Source organism: Streptomyces sp. NPDC006544, from assembly GCF_040611715.1.
Taxonomy (GTDB): Bacteria; Actinomycetota; Actinomycetes; order Streptomycetales; family Streptomycetaceae; genus Streptomyces.
On record NZ_JBEXOV010000043.1, the window covers coordinates 31,272 to 56,102 of the forward strand.

At 72.7% G+C, this 24,831-nt stretch carries 21 protein-coding genes; 12 read left to right on the plus strand and 9 right to left on the minus strand.

Features of this window, described 5'->3' with window-relative positions; translation table 11 throughout:
• Window positions 1-40 precede the first annotated feature (40 nt).
• Window positions 41-709 carry a helix-turn-helix transcriptional regulator gene (locus tag ABZY44_RS20680; RefSeq protein WP_356655816.1) on the minus strand — a complete coding sequence of 223 codons (669 nt, stop codon included), beginning with the start codon at window positions 707-709 and terminating at the stop codon, window positions 41-43.
• Window positions 710-936: 227 nt separating this feature from the next.
• Here ABZY44_RS20680 and ABZY44_RS20685 point away from each other — a divergent pair, with 227 nt between their 5' ends.
• The 4 genes from ABZY44_RS20685 (at window position 937) to ABZY44_RS20700 (ending at window position 6,260) form a co-directional block, all read left to right on the plus strand.
• Window positions 937-1,926, plus strand: a complete 990-nt coding sequence (locus ABZY44_RS20685) for a helix-turn-helix domain-containing protein (protein ID WP_356655818.1) — start codon at window positions 937-939, stop codon at window positions 1,924-1,926.
• Between the two features lie 88 nt (window positions 1,927-2,014).
• Complete coding sequence (locus tag ABZY44_RS20690; RefSeq protein ID WP_356655820.1) at window positions 2,015-3,370, plus strand: 6-phospho-beta-glucosidase; 1,356 nt, start codon at window positions 2,015-2,017, stop codon at window positions 3,368-3,370.
• 39 nt (window positions 3,371-3,409) lie between these two features.
• Entirely contained in the window at window positions 3,410-5,512 is a 2,103-nt protein-coding gene (locus tag ABZY44_RS20695; protein WP_356655822.1) for an MDR family MFS transporter, read from the plus strand.
• 91 nt (window positions 5,513-5,603) lie between these two features.
• A complete protein-coding gene (locus ABZY44_RS20700; protein ID WP_356655824.1) occupies window positions 5,604-6,260 on the plus strand; it encodes a GPP34 family phosphoprotein in 657 nt (218 codons plus the stop codon).
• A 94-nt stretch (window positions 6,261-6,354) separates the two neighbouring features.
• Here the strand turns inward: ABZY44_RS20700 and ABZY44_RS20705 are convergent, their stop codons facing one another.
• On the minus strand, window positions 6,355-6,948 hold the full coding sequence (locus ABZY44_RS20705; RefSeq protein WP_356655826.1) for an NUDIX domain-containing protein: 594 nt from the start codon (window positions 6,946-6,948) through the stop codon (window positions 6,355-6,357).
• Between the two features lie 117 nt (window positions 6,949-7,065).
• Between ABZY44_RS20705 and ABZY44_RS20710 the strand changes: the two genes are divergently transcribed.
• A complete protein-coding gene (locus ABZY44_RS20710; protein WP_356655828.1) occupies window positions 7,066-8,535 on the plus strand; it encodes an NAD(P)-binding protein in 1,470 nt (489 codons plus the stop codon).
• A 138-nt stretch (window positions 8,536-8,673) separates the two neighbouring features.
• Here the strand turns inward: ABZY44_RS20710 and ABZY44_RS20715 are convergent, their stop codons facing one another.
• Window positions 8,674-9,744 (minus strand): ATP-dependent DNA ligase, encoded by a 1,071-nt coding sequence (locus ABZY44_RS20715; RefSeq protein WP_356655830.1) that lies wholly within the window; start codon window positions 9,742-9,744, stop codon window positions 8,674-8,676.
• A gap of 75 nt (window positions 9,745-9,819) precedes the next feature.
• Between ABZY44_RS20715 and ligD the strand changes: the two genes are divergently transcribed.
• The 5 genes from ligD (at window position 9,820) to ABZY44_RS20740 (ending at window position 15,032) form a co-directional block, all read left to right on the plus strand.
• A complete protein-coding gene (gene ligD / locus ABZY44_RS20720) occupies window positions 9,820-10,839 on the plus strand; it encodes a non-homologous end-joining DNA ligase (RefSeq protein WP_356655832.1) in 1,020 nt (339 codons plus the stop codon).
• A gap of 107 nt (window positions 10,840-10,946) precedes the next feature.
• Window positions 10,947-11,798, plus strand: coding sequence for a hypothetical protein (locus ABZY44_RS20725; RefSeq protein WP_356655834.1), 852 nt, complete (start codon window positions 10,947-10,949; stop codon window positions 11,796-11,798).
• Window positions 11,799-11,941: 143 nt separating this feature from the next.
• Window positions 11,942-12,499, plus strand: coding sequence for an ankyrin repeat domain-containing protein (locus ABZY44_RS20730; protein ID WP_356655836.1), 558 nt, complete (start codon window positions 11,942-11,944; stop codon window positions 12,497-12,499).
• Window positions 12,500-12,699: 200 nt separating this feature from the next.
• Window positions 12,700-13,596, plus strand: coding sequence for an alpha/beta fold hydrolase (locus ABZY44_RS20735; RefSeq protein ID WP_356655838.1), 897 nt, complete (start codon window positions 12,700-12,702; stop codon window positions 13,594-13,596).
• Window positions 13,593-15,032, plus strand: a complete 1,440-nt coding sequence (locus ABZY44_RS20740) for an MFS transporter (RefSeq protein ID WP_356655840.1) — start codon at window positions 13,593-13,595, stop codon at window positions 15,030-15,032. The genes ABZY44_RS20735 and ABZY44_RS20740 overlap by 4 nt, the downstream gene beginning before the upstream one ends.
• A 272-nt stretch (window positions 15,033-15,304) precedes the next feature.
• Here the strand turns inward: ABZY44_RS20740 and ABZY44_RS20745 are convergent, their stop codons facing one another.
• Complete coding sequence (locus ABZY44_RS20745) at window positions 15,305-15,982, minus strand: TetR/AcrR family transcriptional regulator (protein WP_356655842.1); 678 nt, start codon at window positions 15,980-15,982, stop codon at window positions 15,305-15,307.
• Between the two features lie 267 nt (window positions 15,983-16,249).
• Between ABZY44_RS20745 and ABZY44_RS20750 the strand changes: the two genes are divergently transcribed.
• On the plus strand, window positions 16,250-16,504 hold the full coding sequence (locus ABZY44_RS20750) for a WhiB family transcriptional regulator (RefSeq protein WP_356655844.1): 255 nt from the start codon (window positions 16,250-16,252) through the stop codon (window positions 16,502-16,504).
• Between the two features lie 172 nt (window positions 16,505-16,676).
• On the opposite strand, the gene ABZY44_RS20755 is transcribed toward ABZY44_RS20750, so the two are convergent.
• From ABZY44_RS20755 to ABZY44_RS20770, 4 genes are all read right to left on the minus strand, one after another.
• On the minus strand, window positions 16,677-17,648 hold the full coding sequence (locus tag ABZY44_RS20755; RefSeq protein WP_356655846.1) for an acyl-ACP desaturase: 972 nt from the start codon (window positions 17,646-17,648) through the stop codon (window positions 16,677-16,679).
• A gap of 940 nt (window positions 17,649-18,588) precedes the next feature.
• Window positions 18,589-20,229, minus strand: a complete 1,641-nt coding sequence (locus ABZY44_RS20760; RefSeq protein ID WP_356655848.1) for an ABC-F family ATP-binding cassette domain-containing protein — start codon at window positions 20,227-20,229, stop codon at window positions 18,589-18,591.
• A gap of 305 nt (window positions 20,230-20,534) precedes the next feature.
• Entirely contained in the window at window positions 20,535-20,951 is a 417-nt protein-coding gene (locus tag ABZY44_RS20765) for an SsgA family sporulation/cell division regulator (protein WP_356655850.1), read from the minus strand.
• A 1,473-nt stretch (window positions 20,952-22,424) separates the two neighbouring features.
• Window positions 22,425-22,724: a YciI family protein gene (locus ABZY44_RS20770; RefSeq protein ID WP_356655852.1), complete on the minus strand. Its 300-nt coding sequence runs from the start codon at window positions 22,722-22,724 to the stop codon at window positions 22,425-22,427.
• Between the two features lie 26 nt (window positions 22,725-22,750).
• Here ABZY44_RS20770 and ABZY44_RS20775 point away from each other — a divergent pair, with 26 nt between their 5' ends.
• Window positions 22,751-23,431: an endonuclease V gene (locus ABZY44_RS20775; RefSeq protein WP_356655854.1), complete on the plus strand. Its 681-nt coding sequence runs from the start codon at window positions 22,751-22,753 to the stop codon at window positions 23,429-23,431.
• A gap of 94 nt (window positions 23,432-23,525) precedes the next feature.
• Here ABZY44_RS20775 and ABZY44_RS20780 read toward each other — a convergent pair whose 3' ends face one another.
• Window positions 23,526-24,731 carry a saccharopine dehydrogenase NADP-binding domain-containing protein gene (locus tag ABZY44_RS20780; RefSeq protein WP_356655856.1) on the minus strand — a complete coding sequence of 402 codons (1,206 nt, stop codon included), beginning with the start codon at window positions 24,729-24,731 and terminating at the stop codon, window positions 23,526-23,528.
• Between the last annotated feature and the right edge of the window lie 100 nt (window positions 24,732-24,831).

Sequence of the window (24,831 nt, forward strand, 5' to 3'; positions counted from 1 at the left end):
GGATCAGGACTCAAGGATCAGACCCAGACTTTCGACTGGGTCAGGATTCGTTCGGTTTGACGCTTTCGAGGAGCATGTCCAGCCATTCGGTCACCTTGTCCCGGTGCTTGTCGCTGGGCAGTTGGGCGGCCCGCCAGGCGATGCCCCGTACTCCGTGGTTCTGCAGAAGTCTTGCCAGCGGATCGCCTGCCGAAGCGGCCGCGGCCGGTGCGGTTTCCCGCGCGCGGCCCGCGAAGTCCTGGAGCAGCTCCTGCTCGGTCCGCTGGAGCGCGTCCGTGAGGGCGTCGGTGTCGTGGGCGGTGAGGAAGCCGGCGTGCACTCCGAAGAAGCGCTGGATCGCGTCACAGTGCTCCATGGTCGGCCGGCGGTCGCCGTTGATCAGGGCTCCGGCCTGCTGGCGCGACATGGCGGCGCCGTCCGCGATCTCCTGCTGGGTGTAGCGGCGCCCGTTGGGCTTGACGCGGGTGCGCCGCAGCAGGTCGAGGCGCTGGAGGAAACGGGTCTGGAGATCGGGTTCGCCGGCCGGCCGGCCGTCCAGCAGGCTCCGCACCACGTCGGCGGGCACGCCGGAGGCCTCGGAGAGGCGGCGCAGGTCGAATACCTGGTTCAGGTCGCGGCCCATCTTGCCGGCGAGCTCGGCGACGCGCGTGACGGTTGCCGCCAGGAGCGCGTTGGCCACCGCGACGGGAGCCGGGAAGCCGTCTGTCACCAGTGGTTCTCCTAGATCGCGCGAGGTCGGGGTGCGGGCACGTGGCAGGCTCCTGGAATCTATCCGGTCTCCGTGCGCAGGGCTAGAACTTGCCACAGCTGTGGCGGGAATGAGCTGTCAAGAGGCTGGAATTGCCACAATAGTTGACACTCGAATGAAGTCGGTAGCAGGATCGCCACACGGAAATGAAGATCCAGACCGTATTTTTTTAAGAGGGGGAGCTCTCGGTGCCACATCTCGCAGCGGTGGGCCCGTCCGAAGGACTCGCCCACGTCGGTGGGGAGCGCCTGTCAGGCGAGGAGTCCGCACGCGGCGCCGTGCGGTCGGAGCGGCGCAAGGAGATTTTGCGCCAGCGCCGGGAGGAACTGGGGCTGAGCCAGGAGGACATGGCCGCGCGGCTGCGCATCAGCGTGCGGGCGTACGGGAACTGGGAACGCGGCCTGGTCAAGGAGTGGACCGACCGCAAACTGCTCGCCCTGGCCGAGGCCCTGGAGATGGGCGAACGGCAGTGCTTCTGGCTCTTCCGCGTCATGGTCGACCGCGACCCGCCCCCCACCTGGCGGGGCGCCGAGGACAGCCGGCTGCCCGACGACCCGGCCCAGCGCGACTACCTCTGCGACTACGCGGCCCTCATGGAGGCCCTTCCGTACCCGAGTTTCCTCGTGGACCACCGCTGGGACGTGGCCCTGACCAACTCGGCCTTCGACCGGCTCTTCCAGTCCGTGCGACCGCACCCGACGGCCCTGCCGGACGACAACTTCCTGCGCTTCGTACTGTTCCACCCGGACGCCGCGGCCGTGCTGGAAGACCACGAACCCTCCTGGTGCGTACCGCTGCTGGCCCGGTTCTCCACCGCGCTGGCCGCGTCCCCCGAGGACGAGGGCCTGCGCAGCATCCGCCAGGAGGTGGCCCGCGACCCGTTCATGGAGGCCGCCTACCGGTACGGGGTGCCGCACTGGCTGAGCACGTACGGGGCCGAGGCCGCCGAGCAGGACGGCGCCGTGCGCTCGGTGCGCCACCCCGACCCGAGCTGGGGCCTGGTGCGCTGCCGCCTGGTGGCCGAATCCAGCCCCATGCTCGACGGCATGGGACTGACCCGGATGACCCTGGTCCTCTCGGCACCGCTGGGCCCGCCGACCGGCCCGGTCCGGGGCGGCCCGGACCCGCTGCCGCACCATGCGCCGCGGCTGCGCGCCGTGCCCTCGCCCCGGGACTGACGGGCGAGGGCCCTGCCGTCGCCGGCGGACCGGCGCGGCGGGTGACACTGGTGCCACGAAACGTGGCATCGCGAAGGGCGGTAAGGGCGTGCGGCTGACGATCCTCGGCGGGGGCGGCTTCCGGGTACCGCTCGTCTACGGAGCCCTGCTGGGCGACCACGCCGAAGGCAGGGTGTCGCACGTGACCCTGTACGACGAGGACGCCGCCCGGCTCGGTGCCATGGCGCGGGTGCTCGCGGGCCAGGCGACCGCCGCCGACGTCACGGACGCCCCCCACGTCACGGCCACCACCGACCTCGACGCGGCCCTGCGCGGAGCCGACTTCGTCTTCTCGGCCATCCGCGTCGGCGGGCTCGACGGGCGCGCCGCGGACGAGCGCATCGCGCTGGCCGAGGGGGTCCTGGGCCAGGAGACGGTGGGCGCGGGCGGGATCGCGTACGGCCTGCGGACGGTGCCGGTGGCGCGCGAACTCGCGCGCAGGATCGCCCGTACCGCTCCCGAGGCGTGGGTCATCAACTTCACCAACCCGGCCGGAGTGGTGACCGAGGCCATGGCCGAGGAGCTCGGGGAGCGGGTCATCGGGATCTGCGACTCGCCCGTCGGCCTCGGGCGTCGGATCGCCAGGCTGCTCGGCGCGCGGCCGCAGGACGCCTGGATCGACTACGTCGGCCTCAACCATCTGGGCTGGGTGCGCGGGCTGCGGATCGGCGGACGCGACGAGCTGCCGCGCCTGCTGGCGGACACCGAGGCGCTGGAATCCTTCGAGGAGGGGCGGCTCTTCGGGGCCGAGTGGCTGCGCTCGCTGGGGGCGATCCCGAACGAGTACCTGCACTACTACTACTTCAACCGTGACACGGTGAGGGCGTACCGGGAGGCCGGGCAGACGCGCGGAGCGTTCCTGCGCGACCAGCAGCGCGGGTTCTACGCCGAGGCCGCCCGGCCCGGCCTGGGCGCCGGCGCGGCCCTGAGCGCCTGGGACCGGACCCGGGCCGAGCGCGAGGCCACGTACATGGCCGAGAACCGCGAGGTCGCCGGGGTCGGCGAGCGCGACGAGAGCGACCTGGAATCGGGAGGGTACGAGAAGGTGGCCCTCGCGCTCATGCGGGCGATCGCCCGGGACGAGCGCGCCACCCTGATCCTCAACGTCCGCAACCGCGGCACGCTCGCGGTGCTCGACGCGGACGCCGTCATCGAGGTCCCGTGCCTGGTCGACGCGAACGGGGCCCACCCGGTGGCCGTCGACCCGCTGCCCCTGCACGCGGTCGGCCTGGTGACCTCGGTCAAGGCCGTCGAGCGGGAGGTCCTGGCGGCCGCGGCCGGCGGATCGCGGGCGACCGCCGTCAAGGCCTTCGCCCTGCACCCGCTCGTGGACTCGGTCGGGGTGGCGAGGCGGCTGGTGGACCGCTACGCGGCCGAGCACCCGGGGCTGGATTACCTGCGCTGACGCCGCGGCCGCGGGCGCACCCGGACGGCCCATCGCCGCATGCGGCCGGCCGGGGGCGCTGTGAGAGTGCGAGGTGTGACCACAGCCTCCGCCGTACCCGCCGCGGCGCCGCCCGTCCTCGACCGGCGCAGGCGCAACGTCATCTTCGCCACGATCATGCTGGGCGTACTGCTGGCGGCGCTCGACCAGACGATCGTCGGCACGGCCCTGCCCACGATCGTGGCGGACCTCGGCGGCGGGGACCACATGTCCTGGGTCGTGACCTCCTACCTCCTCACGGAGACGGTCGCGACGGTGCTCGTCGGCAAGTTCGGCGACCTCTTCGGCCGGAAACTGGTCTTCCAGGTCTCCGCCGTCATCTTCATCACCGGTTCGTTCCTGTGCGGCCTGGCGAGCAACATGACCCTGCTCATCGTGTGGCGGGGCGTGCAGGGCATCGGCGCCGGCGGCCTCATGGTGACCTCGATGGCCCTCATCGCCGACGTGGTCCCGCTGCGCGAACGCGGCAAGTACCAGGGCGCGATCGGCGCCGTCTTCGGCGTCGCCACGGTGATCGGCCCCCTGCTCGGCGGCTTCTTCACCGACCACCTGACCTGGCGCTGGGCCTTCTACGTCAACGTCCCCATCGCCGTGGTGGTGGTCATCGCGGCCGCGCGGACCATCCCGTCCGTACGGGCCGCGGGGAAGCCCGTCATCGACTACCTGGGCATCGCGCTGGTCACGGTCGGCGCCGGCGCCCTGATCCTGGCCACGAGCCTGGGCGGCAACGAGTACGCCTGGAGTTCGCCGCTCGTCATCGGACTGTTCGCGGGCGGCGCGGCGGCCCTGGCGCTCTTCTGCGTGGCCGAGACGCGGGCCGTCGAACCGATGCTGCCGATGAGGCTGTTCCACAACCCCGTCTTCTCGGTCTGCTCGGTCCTCAGCTTCGTCGTCGGGTTCGCGATGCTCGGCGCGATGACCTTCCTCCCGACGTACTTGCAGTACGTGGACGGGGACTCGGCCATGCTCTCGGGCGTACGGACGCTCCCGCTGGTCGTCGGCCTGCTCATCGCCTCCGTCTTCAGCGGCACCGTCACGAGCAGGACCGGCCACTACCGGATCTTCCCGATCGTGGGCTGCGCCGTGATGGGGCTCGGCCTCTACCTGCTGTCGCGGATGGGCCCGGGGACGAGCGCCTGGCTGGAATCGCTGTACATGTTCGTCCTCGGTGCCGGCATCGGCCTGTGCATGCAGGTGCTGACCATCGCCGTGCAGAACACCGTGGACTACGCCGACCTCGGCACCGCGACCTCGGGCGTCACGTTCTTCCGCACGCTCGGCAGCGCCTTCGGCACCGCCGTCTTCGGCACGATCTACGCCAACACCCTGCAGCCCGCGCTGACGAAGGCCGTCGCGGAGGCGGCGCGCCTCACGGGCCAGGACCCGCAGCAGCTCGGCAAGGCGGCGATGAGCCCGCAGGGCGTGCACGGACTCGATCCGGTGGCGGCCGAACCGGTCGTCCGCGCGTACGCGGACACCCTCCAGACGGTGTTCCTGTGGACCGTGCCGGTGGCGGTCGTGGGCTTCGTCGTCGCACTGTTCCTCAAGCAGGTGAAACTGCGCGACAGCGCCCGCGCCGCCTCCACGGACATGGGCGACGGCTTCGGCTCGCCGACCACGGCGTCCGGGGACTCGGCCAAGCTGCTGGAGCTGGCGGTCGGCAAACTGGTGCGGAGCATGGGCGCGGACACCGCGCGCGGGATCGTCGCCGCGTCGGACACCCGGCTGGACATGGCCGGCGCGTGGGCGGTGATGCAGGTGGACCTGATGACCCGCACGGTCGGCCACGCGAGCCTCGGTTTCATGGCGGCGCGGCGGCACCTGCCCCCGGAGGTCCTGCTGCCGGTGTTCGAGCGGATGGTGGAGGAGGGCTACCTGACGCGGCAGAACGGTTTCTACACGCACACCCCGGCGGGGGAGCGCGAAGCGGGAGTCATCTCGGGCGCGTGGGCGCAGTGGCTGGGCGACCAGTTGGAGAAGGACCGCGGCCGCCCGCGCAGCGCCGAACTGCGGGTGGCCGCGGACGCGATCGCCAAGCGGCTGCTGGCGGAGGACCTGGACGACGGGAACTTCGCGCCGCGCGCGATGGCGGGGCGGCCGTAGGGGGCGCGCGGGGATCGGGCGCACGGGAACTTCCGGACCGTCACGAGCGTCTGAACGGGGGAGGGCAGACGATCACGGGGAGGGGTCGGGGATGAGGCTCACGCTGGCGGAGGAGATCACGCTGCTGTCGCTGGACGACGAGTCCGGGGCGTTCAAGCGGCGGCAGTCGGCGGGCTGGGCCGTGGCGGGCGCGGCCCTGCTCGAACTGGTGATGCTCGAGCGGGTGTCGGTGTCGGGCAAGTACCTGCACCTGGTCGACACCTCGCCCACCGGTGAGGAACTGCTCGACGGCCGGATCGAGTTGATGGGTACCTGGCTGCGCGGCAAGAACATGCGCCGCGTGACCGACTGGCTGACCAAGGACCAGGCCAGGGTCATGGCCGCGACGGTGTCCCGGCTGGCCGAGCGCGGCGTGGTCGGGGAGGAGCGGCACAAGGCGCTCGGCGTCTTCCCGGTGCGCCGCTACCCGGAGGTCGACGGCGAGGTCGAGCGCGCCCTGCGCGAGCGCCTCGCGTCCGTCGTCCTCGAAGGCGCCGAGCCGGACGAGCGGACGGCCGGCCTCGTCGCGCTGATCCATTCCGCGAAACTGCACGCGCTGGTCTTCCCCGACCGCCCGCGCAAGGAGACCTCCGCGCGCATGGCGGAGATAGCCGAGGGCCAGTGGGCGGCCGAGAGCGTCCGCGTGGCGATCCGAGACATGCAGGTGGCGATGGCGGCGGTCACGGTGGTGACGGTCGCGGCGGTGTGAGCGCGGCCGGTGTGGGCAAGGCGGTGTGCGGGGCCGGGGTGGTCGGGTGGGCGGCGCCGGGTCGTGGGCCGGCCGGGCGGCGGAGTCGGCGGCGTCAGCGCGTGTCCGTCGGATAGTCGTACGTGGGTGTGTGCGGCAGGGTCGCCGCCAGATCGGGGCGCCAGGCGCGCAGGACGGCCACCGAGGGGGCGTAGAGGTCCGCGGGCAGCTCGGCCGGGCCGAACCAGTCCCAGCGAGCGATCTTGTCCGGTTCGGTGACCGTGGGGGCGCCCCCGGCCGAGGTGGTCACGGCCGCCGCCGTCAGCCGGGTCAGACCGGGCCGGATGCTGAGCTGCACGGACAGGATCCTGATCTCCCCGGGGGTTACGCGCAGGCCCGTCTCCTCGGCGAGCTCGCGGGCGGCGGCCTGCTCGAAGCCCTCCCCGGGGTCGACCTTGCCGCCCGGCAACTCCCAGTAGCCGTCGTGCGCCCGGCCGAGCAGCACCCGGCCGTCCCGCCCGACGACGACCAGGCCGACACCGACCACGGCGTTGGGCTGCGGGACGGAGCGTGCGGGGTGCGCGGTCGGCCGGGTCGGCCCGGTCGGCTCAGTGGGGTCGGGCCGGTCGGGCCGGTCGGTCTGCTCGGCCTGGCCGGTCGGTTCGGCCCGTCCGGGGACGTCGGGCCGTGCAGGGGGTTCCGTACGCATGGGCGTCCTCCCGAGGTGCGGCTGGATAGGACAACTGTGCGGGTTTCGGTCAGGCTCCGCCCGCGCAGGCTTCCGGCGGTCTGATCGTCGTACGGCTTCACCGGCTCAGGGGGCGCAATGGCACATCTGCTGATCATCGGTGGGGGAGTCGGAGGGCTGGCGACCGCGCTGCTCGCGGCGCGCCGAGGACACACCGCCGAGGTCTTCGAACGCGAAGCACGGGCCCCCGGCACGGCACTCGACCGGGACTTCTTCGGCTGGCGGCGGCCGACCGTGCCGCAGGCCAACCAGCCGCACGCGCTGCTCGGCGCCGCGCGCACCGTGCTGCGCGAGGAACTGCCCGACGTGCACGCGGAAATGCTCCGGCTGGGGGCACGGGAGCGGCACGAGCTGGACTGGTTCGACGTACGTCCGCCCGCGCGGCCCGGTGACGAGGACCTGGTGATGCTCCAGGCGCGGCGCATCGTGCTGGAGAGCGCGCTGGTCACCGCCCTGCGGGGGGAGCCCCGCGTGGTCGCGCGGCACGGGGAGCCGGTGGTCGGTCTGCTCGCGGGCGACGGCCGGACGGGTGGCGGCCGGGTCATGGGCGGCCGGGGCGCGGGCGGCCGGGCGGCCGGTGGCGCGGCTGCCGGTGGAGCGGAGGCCCCCGTACGAGTGACGGGGGTGACCACCCAGGCGGGTGCGTACCGGGGGGACCTCGTCGTGGACGCGGGAGGCCGGCGCGGCGGCGCCGAGCGGTGGCTGGCGGCCGTCGGCTGCCGGCCCGGCACCGTGGAGCGGCACCGCACCGGACTCGCCTACTTCTGCCGTTGGTACCGGTTGCCGGAAGGACGGGAGGAGGGGCCGCGCCGGCCCTGGGCGGTGACCGGCGGCAGCTTCGCCGGGTGTGCGGTCTTCCCGGCCGACAACGGGGTGTTCGCCGTGACGCTGTTCGTGCACACCGGGGACGGCACGCGCTCCGCGCTGCGCGACCCCGACGTCTTCGAGGCCGCCGCGCGCTCGTTCCCGCCCGGCGCTGCCTGGCTGGGCCTGGGCGCCGAGCCCCTGTCGGGGGTCCTCGCCACTGGGGGTCTGGACAACCGCTGGAGTTCGCTCGTCGACGAGCGGGGGCCGGTGGTGGCCGGGTTCGTGCCCGTCGGCGATGCCATCACCCACACCAACCCGACACTCGGGCAGGGCACTTCTCTGACACTGTGGGCGGCCCTCAGGGTGGCCCGTACGGCACACCGGGAGCCGGGATCGGCGCGGTTCGCGGCCGACCACCACGCGTGGGCGGTGCGCACCCTCAAGCCGTGGTTCGACTTCCAGGTCGTCGCGGACGGGGCCATCGGGGAGCGGTTCGCGACGCGGGCCGGGCGGACGGGGACGGCCCGGGAGGTGGCGGCGCTGTTCGACTGCGCGCTCGAGGATCCGGAGGTGATGCGGGCGCGGGCCAGGGTCCGCCACCTGGCCGATCCGCCGGAGCGGGCGTACGCGGATCCGGAGATCAGGGCGCGGGTGGCGACGTGGCTGTCGGCGCGCCCCGACTACGCACCGCACGAGGCCGGCCCGAGCCGCGCGGACTGGGAGAAGCTCACGGCGGGCTGAGCGGGCTGAGCGGGCTGAGCGGGCTGAGCGGGCTGAGCGGGCTGAGCGGGCGGTCGGTGACGGTGTTCGCAGCGGTGCCGGTACCCGTAGCGGTGCGCCGGCCCCTGCCCGGGCCGGGGACGGGGCACGTGCCCGGGGTCAGCCGGCGGTGGGCCCGAGCACGTCGGTGAGGTCGTAGCCGACGACCTCCTCCAGCTGGGCGTACGTACAGCTCTCGGGCGCCCGGTCGGGCCTCATGCGGCGGAACTGTGCCGTGTGCCGGAAGCGGTCGCCCTCCATGTGGTCGTAGGCCACCTCGCAGACCCACTCGGGGCGCAGCGGCACCCAGGACAGGTCCTTCTTTCCGGTCCAGCGGCTCTGCGCGCCGGGCAGCCGGGCACTCTCGTGGGCGGCTTCCTCGGCCCAGGCGGCCCACGGATGGCCCTCAGGGGACGGCATCCGGAGGGGCTCGAGCTCGGTGATCAGCTCGGCGCGCCGCTTCATGGGGAAGGCGGCGCACACGCCCACGTGCTGGAGGGTGCCGTGGGCGTCGTGCAGTCCCAAGAGCAGCGATCCGACAATCGGACCGCTCTTGTGGAAACGGAATCCCGCGATGACGGCGTCGGCCGTACGCTCGTGCTTGATCTTGAACATGAGGCGGGCATCGGGCCGGTAGGGGAGATCGAGGGGTTTCGCGACGACCCCGTCGAGCCCGGCGCCCTCGAAACGCTCGAACCACTCCTGTGCGAGGGCGGGGTCGGTGGTCGCGGGCGCGAGATGGACGGGGGGCCGAGCAGTGGAGAACACGCGGGTCAGTGCGGCGCGGCGATCGGCGAGCGGGGTGTCGAGGAAGGCCTCGTCGCCGAGCGCGAGCAGATCGAAGGCGACGAACGCGGCCGGTGTCGTCTCGGCGAGCATCTTCACCCGGGAGGCGGCCGGGTGGATCCGCTCGCTCAGCCGGTCGAAATCGAGCCGTCCGCCGTGGATCAGGACGATCTCGCCGTCGACCACGCAGCGATCGGGCAGATTGGCCTTGAGCGCCTCCACCAGTTCGGGAAAGTACCGGGTCAGGCCCTTCCCGGTGCGGCTGCCGATCTCGATCTCGTCCCCGTCGCGGTGGACGATCGCGCGGAAGCCGTCCCACTTGGCCTCGTACTGCATGCCTGGGGGGATCTTGGCCACGGACTTCGCGAGCATCGGCTTCACGGGCGGCATCACCGGCAGGTCCATGCATCCGATTCTGCGGCGGTACGCCGGGACGTGCTCGGTGTGCGGGCCCGGCCGGCCCCGCCTACCGTGGCGGACATGGGTGCTGCGGGCAATGCGATCGAGCTGGAGGCGGGCGGCCGGACGGTTCGGCTGTCCAGCCCGGACAAGGTGTACTTCCCCGAGCGCGGCCTCACCAAGGGTGACGTGGCCGCCTACTACGTCGCGGTCGCCGACGGCATCACCCGCGCCCTGCGCAACCGGCCCACGACCCTGGAGCGGTACCCGGAGGGAGTGCAGGGCGAGTCCTTCTTCCAGAAGCGGGCCCCGAAGAACCTGCCGGACTGGATCCCCACCGCCCACATCGCCTTCCCGAGCGGACGCAGCGCCGACGAGATCTGCCCGACCGAGCCGGCCGCCGTCCTGTGGGCCGCCAATCTGGGCTGTCTCACCTTCCACCCCTGGCCGGTGCGCCGGGAGGACACCGACCGCCCGGACGAACTGCGCATCGACCTGGACCCGCAGCCGGGCACCGACTACCACCACGCGGTGGCGGTCGCCCACGAACTGCGCGTCCTGCTGGAGGAACTGGGGCTGCGCGGCTGGCCCAAGACCTCGGGCGGCCGAGGCCTGCACGTCTTCGTGCCGATCGCACCGCGCTGGACCTTCACGGAGGTCCGCAAGTGCGCCATCGCGATCGGCCGCGACCTGGAGCGCCGACTGCCGGGGAAGGTCACCACCGCGTGGTGGAAGGAGGAGCGTGGCGAGCGGATCTTCGTCGACTACAACCAGACGGCGCGCGACCGCACCATCGCCTCCGCCTACTCCGTCCGCCCGCACCCCCACGCCCCCGTCTCGGCGCCGCTGCGCTGGGACGAGCTGGACACGGCGGAGCCCCGGGACTTCGACATCGTGACGATGCCGGCGCGTTTCGCGGAACTGGGCGATCTGCACGCGGACATGGACGAGCACGCCTTCGAGCTGGACGCCGCGCTGGAGCTCGCCGACAAGCAGGAACAGGACCACGGCCTCGGCGACATGCCGTACCCCCCGGACTACCCGAAGATGCCGGGCGAGCCCAAGCGCGTACAGCCGAGCCGTGCGAAGCACCAGGACTGACGGTCGCCGCACGGGGCCGGAAACGGGCAGACGCGCCGTCATCACCGTGGCATGATCGGTCGCATGCTCAAGTCCCCCGTACGGAAGGGCGCCCACCGCCCCGCACCGTGAAGTGGCCGGACGACGCCGTGGTCGGCGCCGACGCCCACCTGCCCGACGGCCCGGGCGATGCCGTCGCCCCGTGGAGCTGCACCGGGCAGGAGCGGCACACGTACGCGATCGTGGCGCGCCTCCTGCCCGACCCCGCGAGCCGGGACCGCGGCGCCGAGATCGCGCGCGCGGCGTGCCACACGTGGCGGGCGGCGCCCGTGCGGCTGCTGCCCCTGCTCGTCCTCCACGGCGGCCCGGAGCCCAGCCCGGCCGTGACCGACGCCCTCGTCACGGCTTCGATATCGGAGCAGGCGACGAGGGCCCACGGCGATCTCCTGGCCACCGTCGGGTTGACCTCGTACCCGAGGCCCCGCGGAACGAGAAGGGCCGGCCGTCCGTCGTACGACGGCACGTCCGCCGCCGAACTCCTGTCGGCCAAGCCCCTGGGGATCGGCCGGCTCAACCATGCCCCCGAGATCTTCGGCGCCCTGCTGGACGAGGGCCCGCTGACCTTCCGGCAGGCTGCGCAGCTGTACAACCTCACCTTCCGATGGCCGGGCCGCATGCAGGGCGTGTGCGCCCCGCTCTGGCTCCGGCACGCCGGACCCCGGGCCCTGCCACGGCTCCTCGAGCTCATGACCCCCTACCTGCACGACTACGCCGTCGGGGAGTACTACCTCGAGGGCCTCGCACGGATGGGCCACCAGGCCCGGCCCGTGCTGCCGGCCGTGACGGCCATGATCGAGCGGCGCACACGCATCCCCGTCAACGACTCCACGCCGGACGGCGAGATGCGCCTGGACGAGAACCTTCTGAAGGCTGCCCTCGCAACCCGCCACGCGATCCTCGCGGACGGCGGCGCCCCGTGAGCCCGAGCACCGCCGACCACCACCCGAGCCCGAGCCCGAGGACGACGAAGCTGACGACACGACACGACACGACATGACACGCCACGAAGGGGACGGGATCCGGGCGACCGGGTCCGGGGACGTGGGGGATCGAGGGGGAGCGCGTGGATCAACTGGAGCGGTGGGTACGGGCGGCCGGTGAGGGCGACGCCGTCCTGGTGGCGCGGCTGCTGGGGGAGGGCGTGGAGGTCGACGCGCCGGGAGCCGACCGGTGTACGGCGCTGGAGCGGGCGGTGCGGGAGGGGCACGCCGCCGTGGTGCGCCTCCTCCTGGAGGCCGGCGCGGTCGCGGACCAGCCGACGGGCGAGTACCAGGAGACGACTCCCCTGTGCGTGGCGGCCGCCCGGGGGCACACGGCTGTCGTCGAGGCGCTGCTCGACGCCGGGGTCCACCCCGAGGACCGGAGCAGGCTGGGTCACCTGCCGCTGGTGCTGGCGGCCACGGCCCATGCGGGGGGCCACCCGTTGACCGTGGACCTCCTGTTGCGCCGCGGGGCCGACATCGACGCGGAGATGAAGGGCCGGACCGCCCTCGACTGGGCAGCCGGGTTCGGATACGGGGAGATGGTCCGCCACCTTCTCGAACGCGGCGCCGCCCCGCGGCCCTCGGCCCCGTCCAGCGCCCGCCGGGACCAGGCCGTACGTCCTCCCGGTCCCGGCTGATCCGGTCCGATCGTCCGCTGTCCCAGGCGATCCGGTTTCGCGGAGGCTCCGTCCTCGCCCATGGCCGCACGCACGGTCGATCCGATCCCGACCCGCCACCCAAAATAAGACGAACGATCGTGCTAATATCTTCTCATCGTTGTGACCTTGCCATCCTCGTGGCCACTCTGAGGAGATCCGGAGAACCGGGCATGCATCCCATGGCTTCACTCCTGAGCACGACCCTCAACATCACCGCCCGGGTCGCCCCGGGCCCGGCCGGGCGGGTGGCGTTCGCGCTGTTCGTGCGGCCGCTCGGCCGGCCGAAGGTGCGGCCCGGCGAAGCGGAGGTCATGGCCCGGGCCGTGACCGGGCGGCTCGTCGTGGACGGGATACCCGTCACCACGTACCGCTGGGGGGACGGCGACCGGCCCGTCCTCATCGTGCACGGCTGGTCCTCGCGCGTCTCGCGCTTCGCCGGCTTCGTCGAGGCCCTGCAGGCCCGGGGCCGGAGCGTCGTCTCCTTCGACGCGCCCGGCCACGGCGAGTCCGGGGGCCGGGCCACCACCATCCTCCGGCAGCGCGAGATCATCCGTCGACTGCACGCGCGGCACGGGGACTTCTCGGCCGTCCTGGCCCACTCCTTCGGCGTGGTGGCCACCTTCTTCGCCCTGCGGGACGGGATCCGGGCCGACCGGATCTTCGGCATCGGAGCCATCGCGGACTTCGACTTCCTCGCCGCGCGGTTCCGCGCGGGCCTGGGTTTGAACCAAGCCGTCGAGGACGCCATGCGGCGCCACATCCAGCGCCGGCTCTTCCCGGACGAGCCCGATGTCTGGCCCCGATTCGACGCCGGCCACCACCCCGAGGAGATCCCCTCGGACATCCTGCTCGTGCACGACGCGGACGACGACATCGCGGCCCCCAGCCAGTCCCGCGCCATCGCGGCGGCCTACGGGAAGCGGGCCCGCCTCATCGAGACGCGTGGACTCGGCCACCGGCGCATCCTCGCCGATCCGGAGATCATCGCGATCGCGGCCGAGTTCCTGGGCGCAGTCCCGTCCCGGGCCGACGCCCCGGCGCAGGCAGCAGCCGAGGTTTCGGGGAGCACCCGATGACCGCCGCTCGGCCCGAAGCCACCACCGCGGCCGTCGACGCGGCTGTCCCCGCCTCCGCCTCCGCCTCCGCTTCCGGTCCCGGCGCCGGACGGATACTGGGCCTCGCCTGCGCCGTCACCTTCCTCGCCTTCCTCGACGCCACCGTCGTCAACGTCGCCTTCCCCGACCTGCGGCGGGCCTTCCCCGACGTGCCGCTGGCCCGCCTGACCTGGGTGGTCAGTGCCTACGCCGTCCTGTTCGCCGCCCTGCTCGCCGCGGCCGGCCGCCTCGCGGACACACTGGGCCGCCGCGTCCTGTTCGTCGGCTCGTCCCTCGCCTTCACCCTCACCTCGCTCGCCGCCAGCGCGGCCCCCACCGCCGAGCTGCTCGTCCTGGCCCGCGCCCTCCAGGGGGCCGCCGCCGCGGGGATGATCCCGGCGGCGCTGGGCCTCGTACTCGCTCACACCCCGCCCGCCCGGCGGGCCGCGGCCCTCGGCGCATGGTCGGCGGCGGGCGGCCTCGCCGCCGCGGTCGGCCCCAGCATCGGAGGGCTGCTCGTCGAGTGGTGGGACTGGCGTGCGATCTTCCTCGTCAACGTGCCCCTCGGCCTGGCACTCTGCCGGGCCGCCGCCCGCACGATCCCCCGGGAGGCACCCACCGGCCGCCGGCTCCCCGACCCCGTCGGGACGTCGGCCCTCGCCCTCGGCATAGGAGGGGTGGTCACCGGCCTCTCCCAAGGCACGGAATGGGGCTGGGGCGACTCGAAGGTACTCGGCCTCCTCCTCGGCGGCGCCCTGGCGAGCGCGCTCGCCCTACGGCGCTCGCGCAGCCATCCCGCCCCGGCCGTGGACCGGGACCTGTGGCGCGACCCGCTCTTCGCCCGTGCCAACATCGGCGCGCTGCTCTTCGGGGCCGCCATGTACGCGTGGCTGCTGACCGGCCCCTCGTACCTGATCGAGCGCTGGGACTACTCGGTCCTCCGGGCCGGCCTCGGCGTCACTCCCGGAGCGGTCCTCGCCATGGCCGGCGCCCTCGCGGTCGGCCGCCGGGTCCCCGCGCGCCTGCACTGGGCTGCCGTCACCGTCGGATCGCTGCTGTTCGCCGCCAACGCGCTGCTGCTGTGGGGGTGGGTCGAGGGCTCGGCCTCGTACACCCAGATCTTCCTGCCGGCCGGACTGCTCGGCGGCCTCGGCATCGGCATGGTCGTGACCGCCCTGTCCACGGCGGCCTCGGCCGGCCTGCCACCGCAGCGCTTCGCAGCAGGCACCGGCCTGCTGATGACGGCCCGGCAGCTCGGCGGCGCCCTCGGCGTCGCGGCGACGGCCGCCCTGCTCACCGGAGCCGGCGCCGGGGATCACTGGCGCGGAGTCTTCCTGCTGGTCGCGCTCACCGCGCTCGGCGCGGCGCTCGCGGGCTGCTCGATGAGGCTCGGCGGCCGCGCCCGCGGGACAGACTGACGGCGCGCCGGCCCCAGCCCGTCCCGGACCGGTACGACGCGATCGTCGACGGTGGGAAAGCCGACGGCAGCGACGACCGTACGCCAAGCGCACCGGCGGTCTCTTGGGCGGCGGGCAGGCACGCAGGCGGGCAGGTGGGTCGGACGGCCAGGCGAGTGGCAGGCCCGGCCAGCCGGCCGGCACGTCGCGTGGCTGCCTGGCCCCCGGATGCCCGCGTGCCCGCCCGGCGGCTGCACCGGCTGGCCGCCCGCCCGGACGTCCGGCCGTGGTCGTCAATCCGACGGCCGGCCGGTGGTGAAGTCGAACGTGGGCGGCCGCTCCGGGAGTTCGTCCGGTGCGGCCGTCGCGGCGCGCAGCCGGGCGAGGATGCCCCGGGCGGCCCGCTGGTAGTCCACGGCCTCCCCGTGCAGCACGGAGTGCGCGTTGGCCAGCTCCATCATCGCCATGATCTCGAAGGCGAGTTGCGGCACGTCCACCGAACCGGCCGGCTCGCGGAACCCGCCCGCCAGCCGAGCTTCGTCCAGGAGCCGCTCGATGTAACGCGTCCAGTCGCCGCGGATCTGCGCGATCTCGTCGTGGACGGGCCCTGGGCGCGCGTCGAACTCGGCGGAGACGGAGTAGAAGAAGCAGCCGCCGGGGAAGACCCGGCGCCCGGAGTAGTCCAGCCAGCTCTCGCACAGGCGCCACACCTTGTCGAGCCCGGCGGGCTCGTCCTGTACGGGCCGCACGACCTGCTCCACGAAGACGGCCCGCGCGGCGCGGATGGTGGCGAGCTGCAGATCCTCCTTGGAGCCGAAGAGGGCGAAGACACCGCTCTTGCTCAGGCCCAGATCCGCGGCGATCTTGCCCAGGGACAGGCCCTCCAGACCGTCCACCGAGGCGATGTCCATCGTCCGCTCGAGGACCGTCCTTCGCGTCTGGTTTCCACGCTCCACGCGTCCGTCCGTCATGTCTCCATCGTACCGAACTCATCGAACGCACGGTCGTTCACTCTGTGGGGCGCCGCTGTCAGCGCCGGGTGCCATGCTCGGACGAGACCCGCACGGAAGTACCGTCGGCCCCGGTCTCCCTCCAGGGCGTCGGCCGCTCCGTGCGGCCGGCCGCGCCGTACGGGAACGGTTGCGCGGCGGCGACCGCGCCGGTGTCCGGGCCTGCCGTGAACGGATGTTGATCAGTCGTTGATAGGACGTCCATCGCGGGCGGCGAGGCTCTGCGGCATGTCGATGAACACCACCGCCACCGCCACCGCCGCCGCCCCCGCCTGGTACGAACTCGCCCTGTGCGCCCAGACGGGACCGGGCTTCTTCTTCCCGGAGCCCGGCTCCTCACTGCGCGAGGCGAAGCGGCTGTGCGGGGCGTGCGAGGGGCGGGCGGCCTGCCTCGAGTTCGCCCTGGCCAACGACGAGCGCTTCGGCGTCTGGGGCGGTCTTTCCGAAGCCGAGCGCCAAGCCCTGCGCGCCAGCCGCCCCTGACCCCCACGCGGCTCAGCGGCCCACGCGGTGACGGGGCCTCCCGCTGCCGGGTATCCCGGAGCCGGGCCGTAGACGGGAAACGCGAAACCCTGGCGGAGCGGGGCTCTGCCAGGGCGGTTGCCGTCACTCGGACGAGCGGGCGGGGACCGGTCGGTGCCGGGCCCCGGAGGGGTCAGGCGGTGCGGGCCGCGATGCGGGCCGCGCGGGCGGCCAGGCGCTCGTCGAACTTGCGGGCCTCGGAGTCCAGGCCGTCCATGAACAGCCCGAGCTCCTCCTGGGCCTTCTGGCCCTGGGGGCCGAGGCCGTCGATGTCCATGATCTTCAGGAAGCGGATCACAGGGCTCAGTACGTCGTCGTGGTGGATCCGCAGGTTGTAGACCCCGCCGATCGCCATCTGCGCCGCCATCCGCTCGAAACCGGGCATGCCGTGTCCGGGCATCCGGAAGCCGACCACGACGTCCCGAACGGCCTGCATCGTCAGGTCCGGGGCGAGCTCGAAGGCCGCGCCCAGGAGGTTGCGGTAGAAGACCATGTGCAGGTTCTCGTCCTGCGCGATGCGGGCCAGCATGCGGTCGCAGACCGGGTCACCGGACTGGTGGCCGGTGTTGCGGTGCGAGATGCGGGTCGCGAGCTCCTGGAAGGCCACGTACGCCACGGAGTGGAGCATCGAGTGGCGGTTGTCGGACTCGAAACCCTCCGACATGTGCTGCATCCGGAATGCTTCCAGCTTGTCGGGGTCCACGGCGCGCGAGGCCAGGAGGTAGTCGCGCATCACGATGCCGTGGCGGCCCTCCTCGGCGGTCCAGCGATGCACCCAGGTGCCCCACGCGCCGTTGCGCCCGAAAAGGGACGCGATCTCGTGGTGGTAGCTGGGCAGGTTGTCCTCTGTCAGCAGGTTCACCACGAGCGCGATCTTGCCGATGTCGGTGACCTTGGACTGCGCCGGGTCCCAGGCTTCGCCGTCCTCGAAGAAGCCGGGGAAGTTGCGGCCGTCGCTCCACGGGACGTACTCGTGGGGCATCCAGTCCTTGGTGACCTTCAGATGGCGGTTGAGTTCCTTCTCGACCACCTCTTCCAGCGCGAACAGCAGCTTGGCGTCTGTCCACGCCTCAGAGCTGCCGAGGTGGGAAGAAGTGATCGTCACGGGTACTCCTGAGTGCAAAGCGAATTACCTACGGTTCCGTAGCCTACGGAGTCGTAGGTTAAGCCTGACATCAAGGCCAGCCAAGCCCCACACAGGCATCTGTCCGGTTACGTCACGTTATCTGTGCAGTTTGAGAGCCCTCAGGAGAGTCCCAAAAGGCCTAAAGTCACGCCGACAGGTGGTCCGCCGCTCCCGCCTTGACGACGGAGAAGCGTGTGCGGAGAGTGTCGATCGGGCCGGCGACGTACGCCGCGCACTCCGACGTGCCGACGGAGGTCCCGCCTCCCCGCCGTCGAGCCCGAGGTGAAACGGGTCGCCGACGGCGCGGGCGCGGGTGCGGTCATGGATTCGGCCGCCGCGCCCATGTCGTTCGCTCGCCTCCTCATCGCCTCCTCGTCGCCCCGTCGCATCCGACGGGCAGAGCGGTCCGCCGACCGCCGGCCAGAGGGTCTGCGCGGTGGCGTGGATGACGTCGCGGGAGCCGGGGGAGGGCAGGGCCGGCGAGCGCGGGCGCTGCGGCGGCCCGCGACAGTGGAGCGGCTTCATCTGCGAATCCAGCAACATCGAGCCGTGCGAACCGTCCCGCTGTACGGTGTCCGGCTCGCCGGTCGTCGACGTGGCGTTCGTGAAGGACCGGCCGACGCGGGCGAAGTCGCCGACGCTGAACGGAATGACGAGCACAGCCCTACGGGCGCGCTCGGACCGCGCTCCCGGTCCGGCCGGACCGTTCTCCGTGGCCCGCGGCCGGTCCACGTGCCCCTGCAGGGCCCGCCCGGGGCGGAGAGGCCGAGCTACTCCCGGAACTCATCTCCTTCGCACCCGACTTGGCGTCACTTCGGGCTCACTCGGGGCCTCACCCGGTCCCCATCCCCGCGGGCGGCGCCGAGTGCGGGGCCCTACTGCCGCTCTCGCGGCAGGGGCGGGGGCAGGGCCGGCTGCGTCACTCGTGCCAGAGCGATTCCCGGACCTCCTCCGCCGTGGTCGGGCGCAGCTCGCCGTCGAGCAGCAGCCACCGCGTGATGCCGATCGACTCCAGGAACGGCACGTCGTGGCTGGCCACCACGAGCGCGCCCTCGTAGGAGTCCAGCGCGTCCGTCAACTGGCCCGCGCTCGCCAGGTCCAGGTTGTTCGTCGGCTCGTCCAGCATCAGCAGCTGAGGAGCCGGCTCCGACAGCAAAAGCGCCGCCAGTGTGGCCCGGAACCGCTCGCCGCCCGAGAGGGTGGCGGCGGCCCGGTCCGCCCGTGCGCCCCGGAACAGGAAGTGGGCGAGCCGCGCGCGGATCAGGTTGTTCGTGGCGTGCGGGGCGAAGCGCGCCACGTTCTCCACCACCGAGCGGTCGTCGTCCAGTACGTCGAGACGCTGCGGCAGGAACCGCGTCGGTACGTGCGTCACCGACTCCCCGGACGTCGCCTCCAGTTCTCCCGCGATCGTCCGGAGCAAGGTCGTCTTGCCGGAGCCGTTGCGGCCCACCAGTGCGATCCGTTCCGGACCGCGCAGCTCCCACTCGCCCGCGACCGACGCGCCGTGGGCCAGGCGCAGATCGCGCAGGGTGAGTACGCGCCGGCCCGGCGGGACCTGGGTGGCGGGGAGTTCGATCCGGATCTCGGCATCGTCGCGCACCGCGTCGACCGCCTGGTCGAGGCGCTCCTTGGCCTGGGCCAGCTTCTCGGCGTGCATGATGCGGTGCTTGCCGGCCGACTCCTGCGCCGCGCGCTTGCGGGCACCCATGACGATCTTGGGCTCGCGCTTGTTCTCGAACATCTTCTGTCCGTATCGCTTGCGCCGGGCCAGTTTCACCTGCGCGTCGGCCAGTTCGCGCTTCTGGCGCTGTACGTCGGCCTCCGCGACCCGGACCATCCGCTCGGCCGACTCCTGCTCGGCCGCGAGCATTTCCTCGTAGTCCGTGAAATTGCCGCCGTACCAGCGCACTTCGCCGTCCCGCAGATCGGCGATCTGGTCGACGCGCTCCAGTAGTTCCCGGTCGTGGCTGACCAGGACCATGACCCCGGACCAGGATTCGACGGCCGCGTACAGCCGTCGGCGGGCCCGCAGGTCGAGGTTGTTCGTCGGCTCGTCCAGGAGCAGGACGTCCGGCCGGGCCAGCAAGAGGGCGGCCAGACACAGCAATACACCCTCCCCGCCCGACAGTTGGCCGACGGTGCGGTCCAGTCCGATCCGGGCGAGCCCGAGCTGGTCGAGCGTGGCGAGGGCCCGCTCCTCCACGTCCCAGTCGTCGCCGACGGCGGCGAAGTTCACCTCGGTGGCCTCGCCCGCCTCGATGGCGTGCAGAGCGGCCCGGGCGGCGTGGATCCCGAGCGCCTCGTCGACGCGCAGGGTGGTGTCGAGGGTGACCGTCTGCGGGAGATAGCCGACGCTGCCAGCGGTGTTCAACTGGCCTGACGACGGTGACAGTTCACCTGCGATGAGTTTGAGCAAGGTGGACTTTCCGCAGCCGTTGAGCCCGATCAGGCCGGTACGTCCGGGGCCGACGGACAACTGGAAGCCGTCGAAGACGGGTGTTCCGTCGGGCCAGTCGAAGGACAGGGCGGAGCAGGTGACGAATGTGGGAGCAGGACTCATGGAGGCCTCCAGGTTGCGTGAATGGTGCGAGCAACGCGGGGGAGACAGCCGTCCGTCGGTGATGCCGTGAGAGCGCGTGGGCACTGAAGGTGCGTGGGCGCTGAAGCGCGTACGCACTAAGAACGCGTACGCACGAAGGCGTGGAGGGTGACGGGGATCGGTGTCTCGGACCTCAGACGAGCAATGTCCTGCTCCGTTTCGACGGCAATGGGGCGTCTACGAAGCTACGGGCGGTCGAAGCCGCTCGCAAACGAATTAGGGCAAGGGGATGGGGGGCGAGGGGTGAGGACCGTGACCGGGGAGGGTCAGCAGGAGTCGCGCATCAGCTCGGCGAGGCTCTGGTCCACGTCGAGGTAGAGGTGTTCCAGGCCCGGTGGCACGACCGTGGAGACGCGCTCCAGGAAGCGGTGCAGATCGGCGGTCACCATCAGCACGATCGCGACCCCTTCGGGGGCGTGGAACTCGACGGTGGTCCGGTCGGCGTCGTACGGACGCACGCGCACGTCCCCGTAGCCCGCCGGTCGGTCGAGCCCGACCTCCAGGAGTTCGCGCGAGAAGGTCCACGAGACCTCGACGCCTTCCAGGGTGGCGGGGGCGGGGAACGCCATGCGGACGGCGAAGGGATCGGACCGGTCGTAGCAGAACGTGACCGGGACGGTGTCGACCTTCGGCGCGGTGGCAACCAGTCGGGCCTGCACGGCCTGCTCGATGACAGTGATCAAGGCTCGCTCCCTTGCGGCGGATCTCTCGCCGGAGACTGGGGTGGTGTCCGGCAACGGGATAGACGCTGAATTCGGCGAATCCGTGCACACGCGGTTGCGTGAGCTGTGTCACCGAATGGCCTGAATCCATCTGTGCGATCGCACAGGGTGACAGTGATCACGGGCCCTGCGGCCCTCCCCGCAGACTCCGCAACGGCCGCAGTAAGGCTGGTTCCCGCTCACTCCACAGGCGCAAGGCATACCCGAGACCGCGGCGGGCTGCTCCGTTCGGGGCGGCCGGGCCTCGGGCGGGGGGCGCGCGTCGGGCGGTCGGGGGTTTCGGGGGTGGAGCGGGGGCGTTGACGGGGGCTCGGGGGTGGAGTGGGCGCTGGGCTGCGGCCTGTCGGGGGCATTGGCAGTTCCTGGGGGCGTCCCGGGAGTCCAGCGTCCTTCCGGGGTGGGCCGCCCCGTCAAGGGCGCTCCCTTCGGTCGCGTCGCTGCGCGATGGCCTGCGGCCACCCTTGACCGACCGGCCCACCCCGAAACGCCACAAGACTCCCGGGATCCCCCCGGAAAAGGGATGCCCTAGGGGTGTGAGGGGGAGGGGCGGCCGGATCAGGGATGCCGGTCCCCCGGTCCCGCCGACCAACCCGCACGAGAGGTCGACGGGAAGCGCCCGGCGGTCCGTCGGACGCGTCAGATCGCTACACAGTTGCTCTCGGCATAGCGACTGCGGGCCGGCACGGGCTGATCAGAGGCCGCGAACGGTCCGGGGGCGGCTGATGTCGTCTAGCGACGGTCTCCTCGTCCTCAGACCCCGAGAAGTGATCGTTTGACCCTCAACCGGCCACCAAACCGGGACAAATATCCCCCATGACCCCCATGGCCCCCACGGAGTGGGTGGGTGGCACGGTCGGCCCGCAGTCGCGCTCCTGCGGTGCGCGCGGACGGCCGTGGGCGGCTTATGTCCAGCCCCAGGCGGGCCGCAGCCGCTAAGCGGAGAGCGGCTGTGTAGCGATCTGACGCGCCTCAGGGCCCGGGAGGGTGCTCCTGTCGTCCTTCTGAGGGTCCCGCCTCCCCCCACCTCCGAGCAGCGGGCACATCCGGACCGCCGGAACCGTTGGCTGACCGGCGGGACCGGGCTCGACGCCTCCCTGATCCGGCCGTCCCTCCCCCGCACACCCCCAGGGCATCCCCCCTCCGGGGGGATCCCGGGAGTCTTGTGGCATTTCGGGGCGGGCCGGTCGGTCAAGGGTGGCCGCAGGCCATCGCGCAGCGACGCGACGACGAAGGAGGAGCGCCCTTGACGGGGCGGCCCGCACCGGAAGGACGCTGGACTCCCGGGACGCCCCCAGGAACTGTCAACGCCACCGCCCACCCGCAGCCCGACCCCCCACCACCGCCCAGCCGGTCAGAGCCCCCGCCCCGCCGCAACCCCTTCGCCCTCCGCCCCCTGCCTCCCGCCCCTGCCCTATGCCTCCCGCCCTCCGCCCCCTACGCCCCCGGGTTCTCCCGGACCGTCGAGAGGTCTGACGACGTCTTCGTCGCGAGGAACTCCGTGATGCGGTAGGTGCAGACGCCGGCCAGGGTGAAGGGGTCCTCCGAGGCGATCTTTTCGATCTCCGCGCGGGATACCCCGCCGGCCAGGATCATGCCGCCGTCGCGCGGGACCTTGCGGCCCGAGGCGAGGAAGATGCCGGCCGCGTAGTAGCCGTCCAGCCACGCGATGTGGGCGTCCAACTCTTCTTCGACGGCTTCGATGGGCGCGGTGTAGGTGAGCTCCATGACGAACATGATCGTCAGGCTACTCTCGCTCCACTATGACGAGTGCGAAGACTCCCGCCGACGAGGCCGAAGCCAAGGCGATACAAGACGAGCTGCGCGGACGCGTGGTGTTGACCGAGGCCGGGCCGCCGCCCGGTACGGGGCTGGTCGCCGGGGTGGACGTCGCCTACGACGACGAGCGCGACCTGGTCGCCGCGGCGGCCGTCGTGCTCGACGCCGCCACCCTCCAGGTGGTCGAGGAGGCCACCTCCGTCGGGCGCGTCAGCTTCCCCTACGTGCCCGGACTGCTCGCCTTCCGCGAGCTGCCGACCGTGCTCGCCGCGCTGGAGGCGCTGAGCGTCACGCCCGGCCTCGTCGTCTGCGACGGCTACGGGCTCGCCCACCCCCGCCGCTTCGGCCTCGCCTGCCACCTCGGCGTGGTTACCGGGCTGCCCGCCATCGGTGTCGCGAAGAACCCGTTCACCTTCACCTACGAGGAACCGGGCGCCCGGCGCGGTGACGCCGCCCCGCTGCGCGCGGCCGACGGTGACGTCGTCGGGCGGGCGCTGCGCACGCAGGACGGGATCAAGCCCGTCTACGTGTCGGTCGGCCACCGGGTGTCGCTGGACAACGCCTGCGCCCACGCCCTCGCACTCAGCCCCCGCTTCCGCATCCCGGAGACCACCCGGCACGCCGACTCGTTGTGCCGGCGTGCGCTGCGCGAGGCCACCGTCTAGGGCGGTGACCGCCGGCCGGCCGCCGGTGAGAGCCGCGGCCCGGCCGGGGGTGCGGGTGGCCGGGGGTGCGGGTGGCCGCGGCGCCGGCCGGTGCTCAGTCCTCGGCCGCCACCCGGAAGCGGATGCCCGCCTTCTGGAGCCGGTCCAGCAGGGCGTCGCCCATGGCCACCGCGGTGGTCAGCTGGCCGGAGGCCTCGGGCAGGGCGTCGTAGGCGAGGCAGAGCGCCGACTCCGCCAGCATCTTCGCGGTCTCCCCGTAGCCCGGGTCGCCGCCGGAGACCTCGGTGAAGACGCGGCGGCCCCCGCCCTCGCCCACGAACCGGACGCTGAACCAACTGCGCGCCCGCCGCTCCGCGTCCGGGCCGCGGCCCGGCTCCCAGCGGTCCGCGAGCCATTGCCGCACCGGCGGGATCTGCGCGAGCACGGCGGTCGCGCCGACCGCCGCCGTACCGACGAGCGCTACGGGCAGGTGCCGTACGGAGGCGTAGTGCCGGTAGCGGAAGTCCGGGCCGTACCGCTCCAGCGCGGCCGCCGACCGGGCAACGATCCCGGGGTCCAGCGTGGGCAGCGGCAGTGCCCAGGTCCCGGTTTCCCGGCTGTAGCGCGGGGCGCCCACAGGGCCCCGTACCCGTCGGCCCAGCAGCCGCGGCTCGTGCAGGCTGCGCGCGCGGGCGGCGGCCAGGAGCTGGGGTCCACGGCCCATGGAGGTCAGCGCCGTGGTCAGGGTCCCGCCCGAGAAGACGGCGTTGGAACGCACGAACCCGTCGACGCGGAGTGGCACCCCGGCCGGCAGCCGGCCGACGGTGAAGTACGCGCCGAGGTCGGCCGGGACGGAGTCGAACCCGCAGGCGTGGACGATCCGGGCGCCGCTCTCGCGGGCCCGCGCGTCGTGGTCCACGTACATCCGGTCCACGAACTCGGGCTCGCCGGTGAGGTCCACGTAGTCGGTGCCCGCCGCGGCGCAGGCCGCGACCAGCTCGGCCCCGTACCAGATGTACGGGCCCACGGTCGTGGCCAGCACCCGGGTGGAGGCGGCCAGTTCGCGCAGTGCCCCGGCATCCTGGGCGTCGGCGCGCAGCAACGGCAGGTCCGCGCAGCCCGGAGCGGTGGCGGCCAGCCGTTCGCGCAGCCGCTCCAGCTTTGCGAGGTCGCGGCCCGCGAGGGCCCAGCGGCAGTCGGCGGGGGCGTGGGCGGCGAGGTACTCGGCGGTCAGCGCACCGACGAACCCGGTCGCGCCGAACAGCACGATGTCGTACTCCCGTTCCGCGGTGCGCGGTTCGTGTCGAGCATCTGCGTTCATCGGCGGCCTCTCACAGTGTGTCGGTATGGATGTCGGTGTCGGTGTCGGTGTCGGTGGTGGCCGAGGCTAGCGTGCGTGCGGGCGGTCCGCGCGGGCGGGT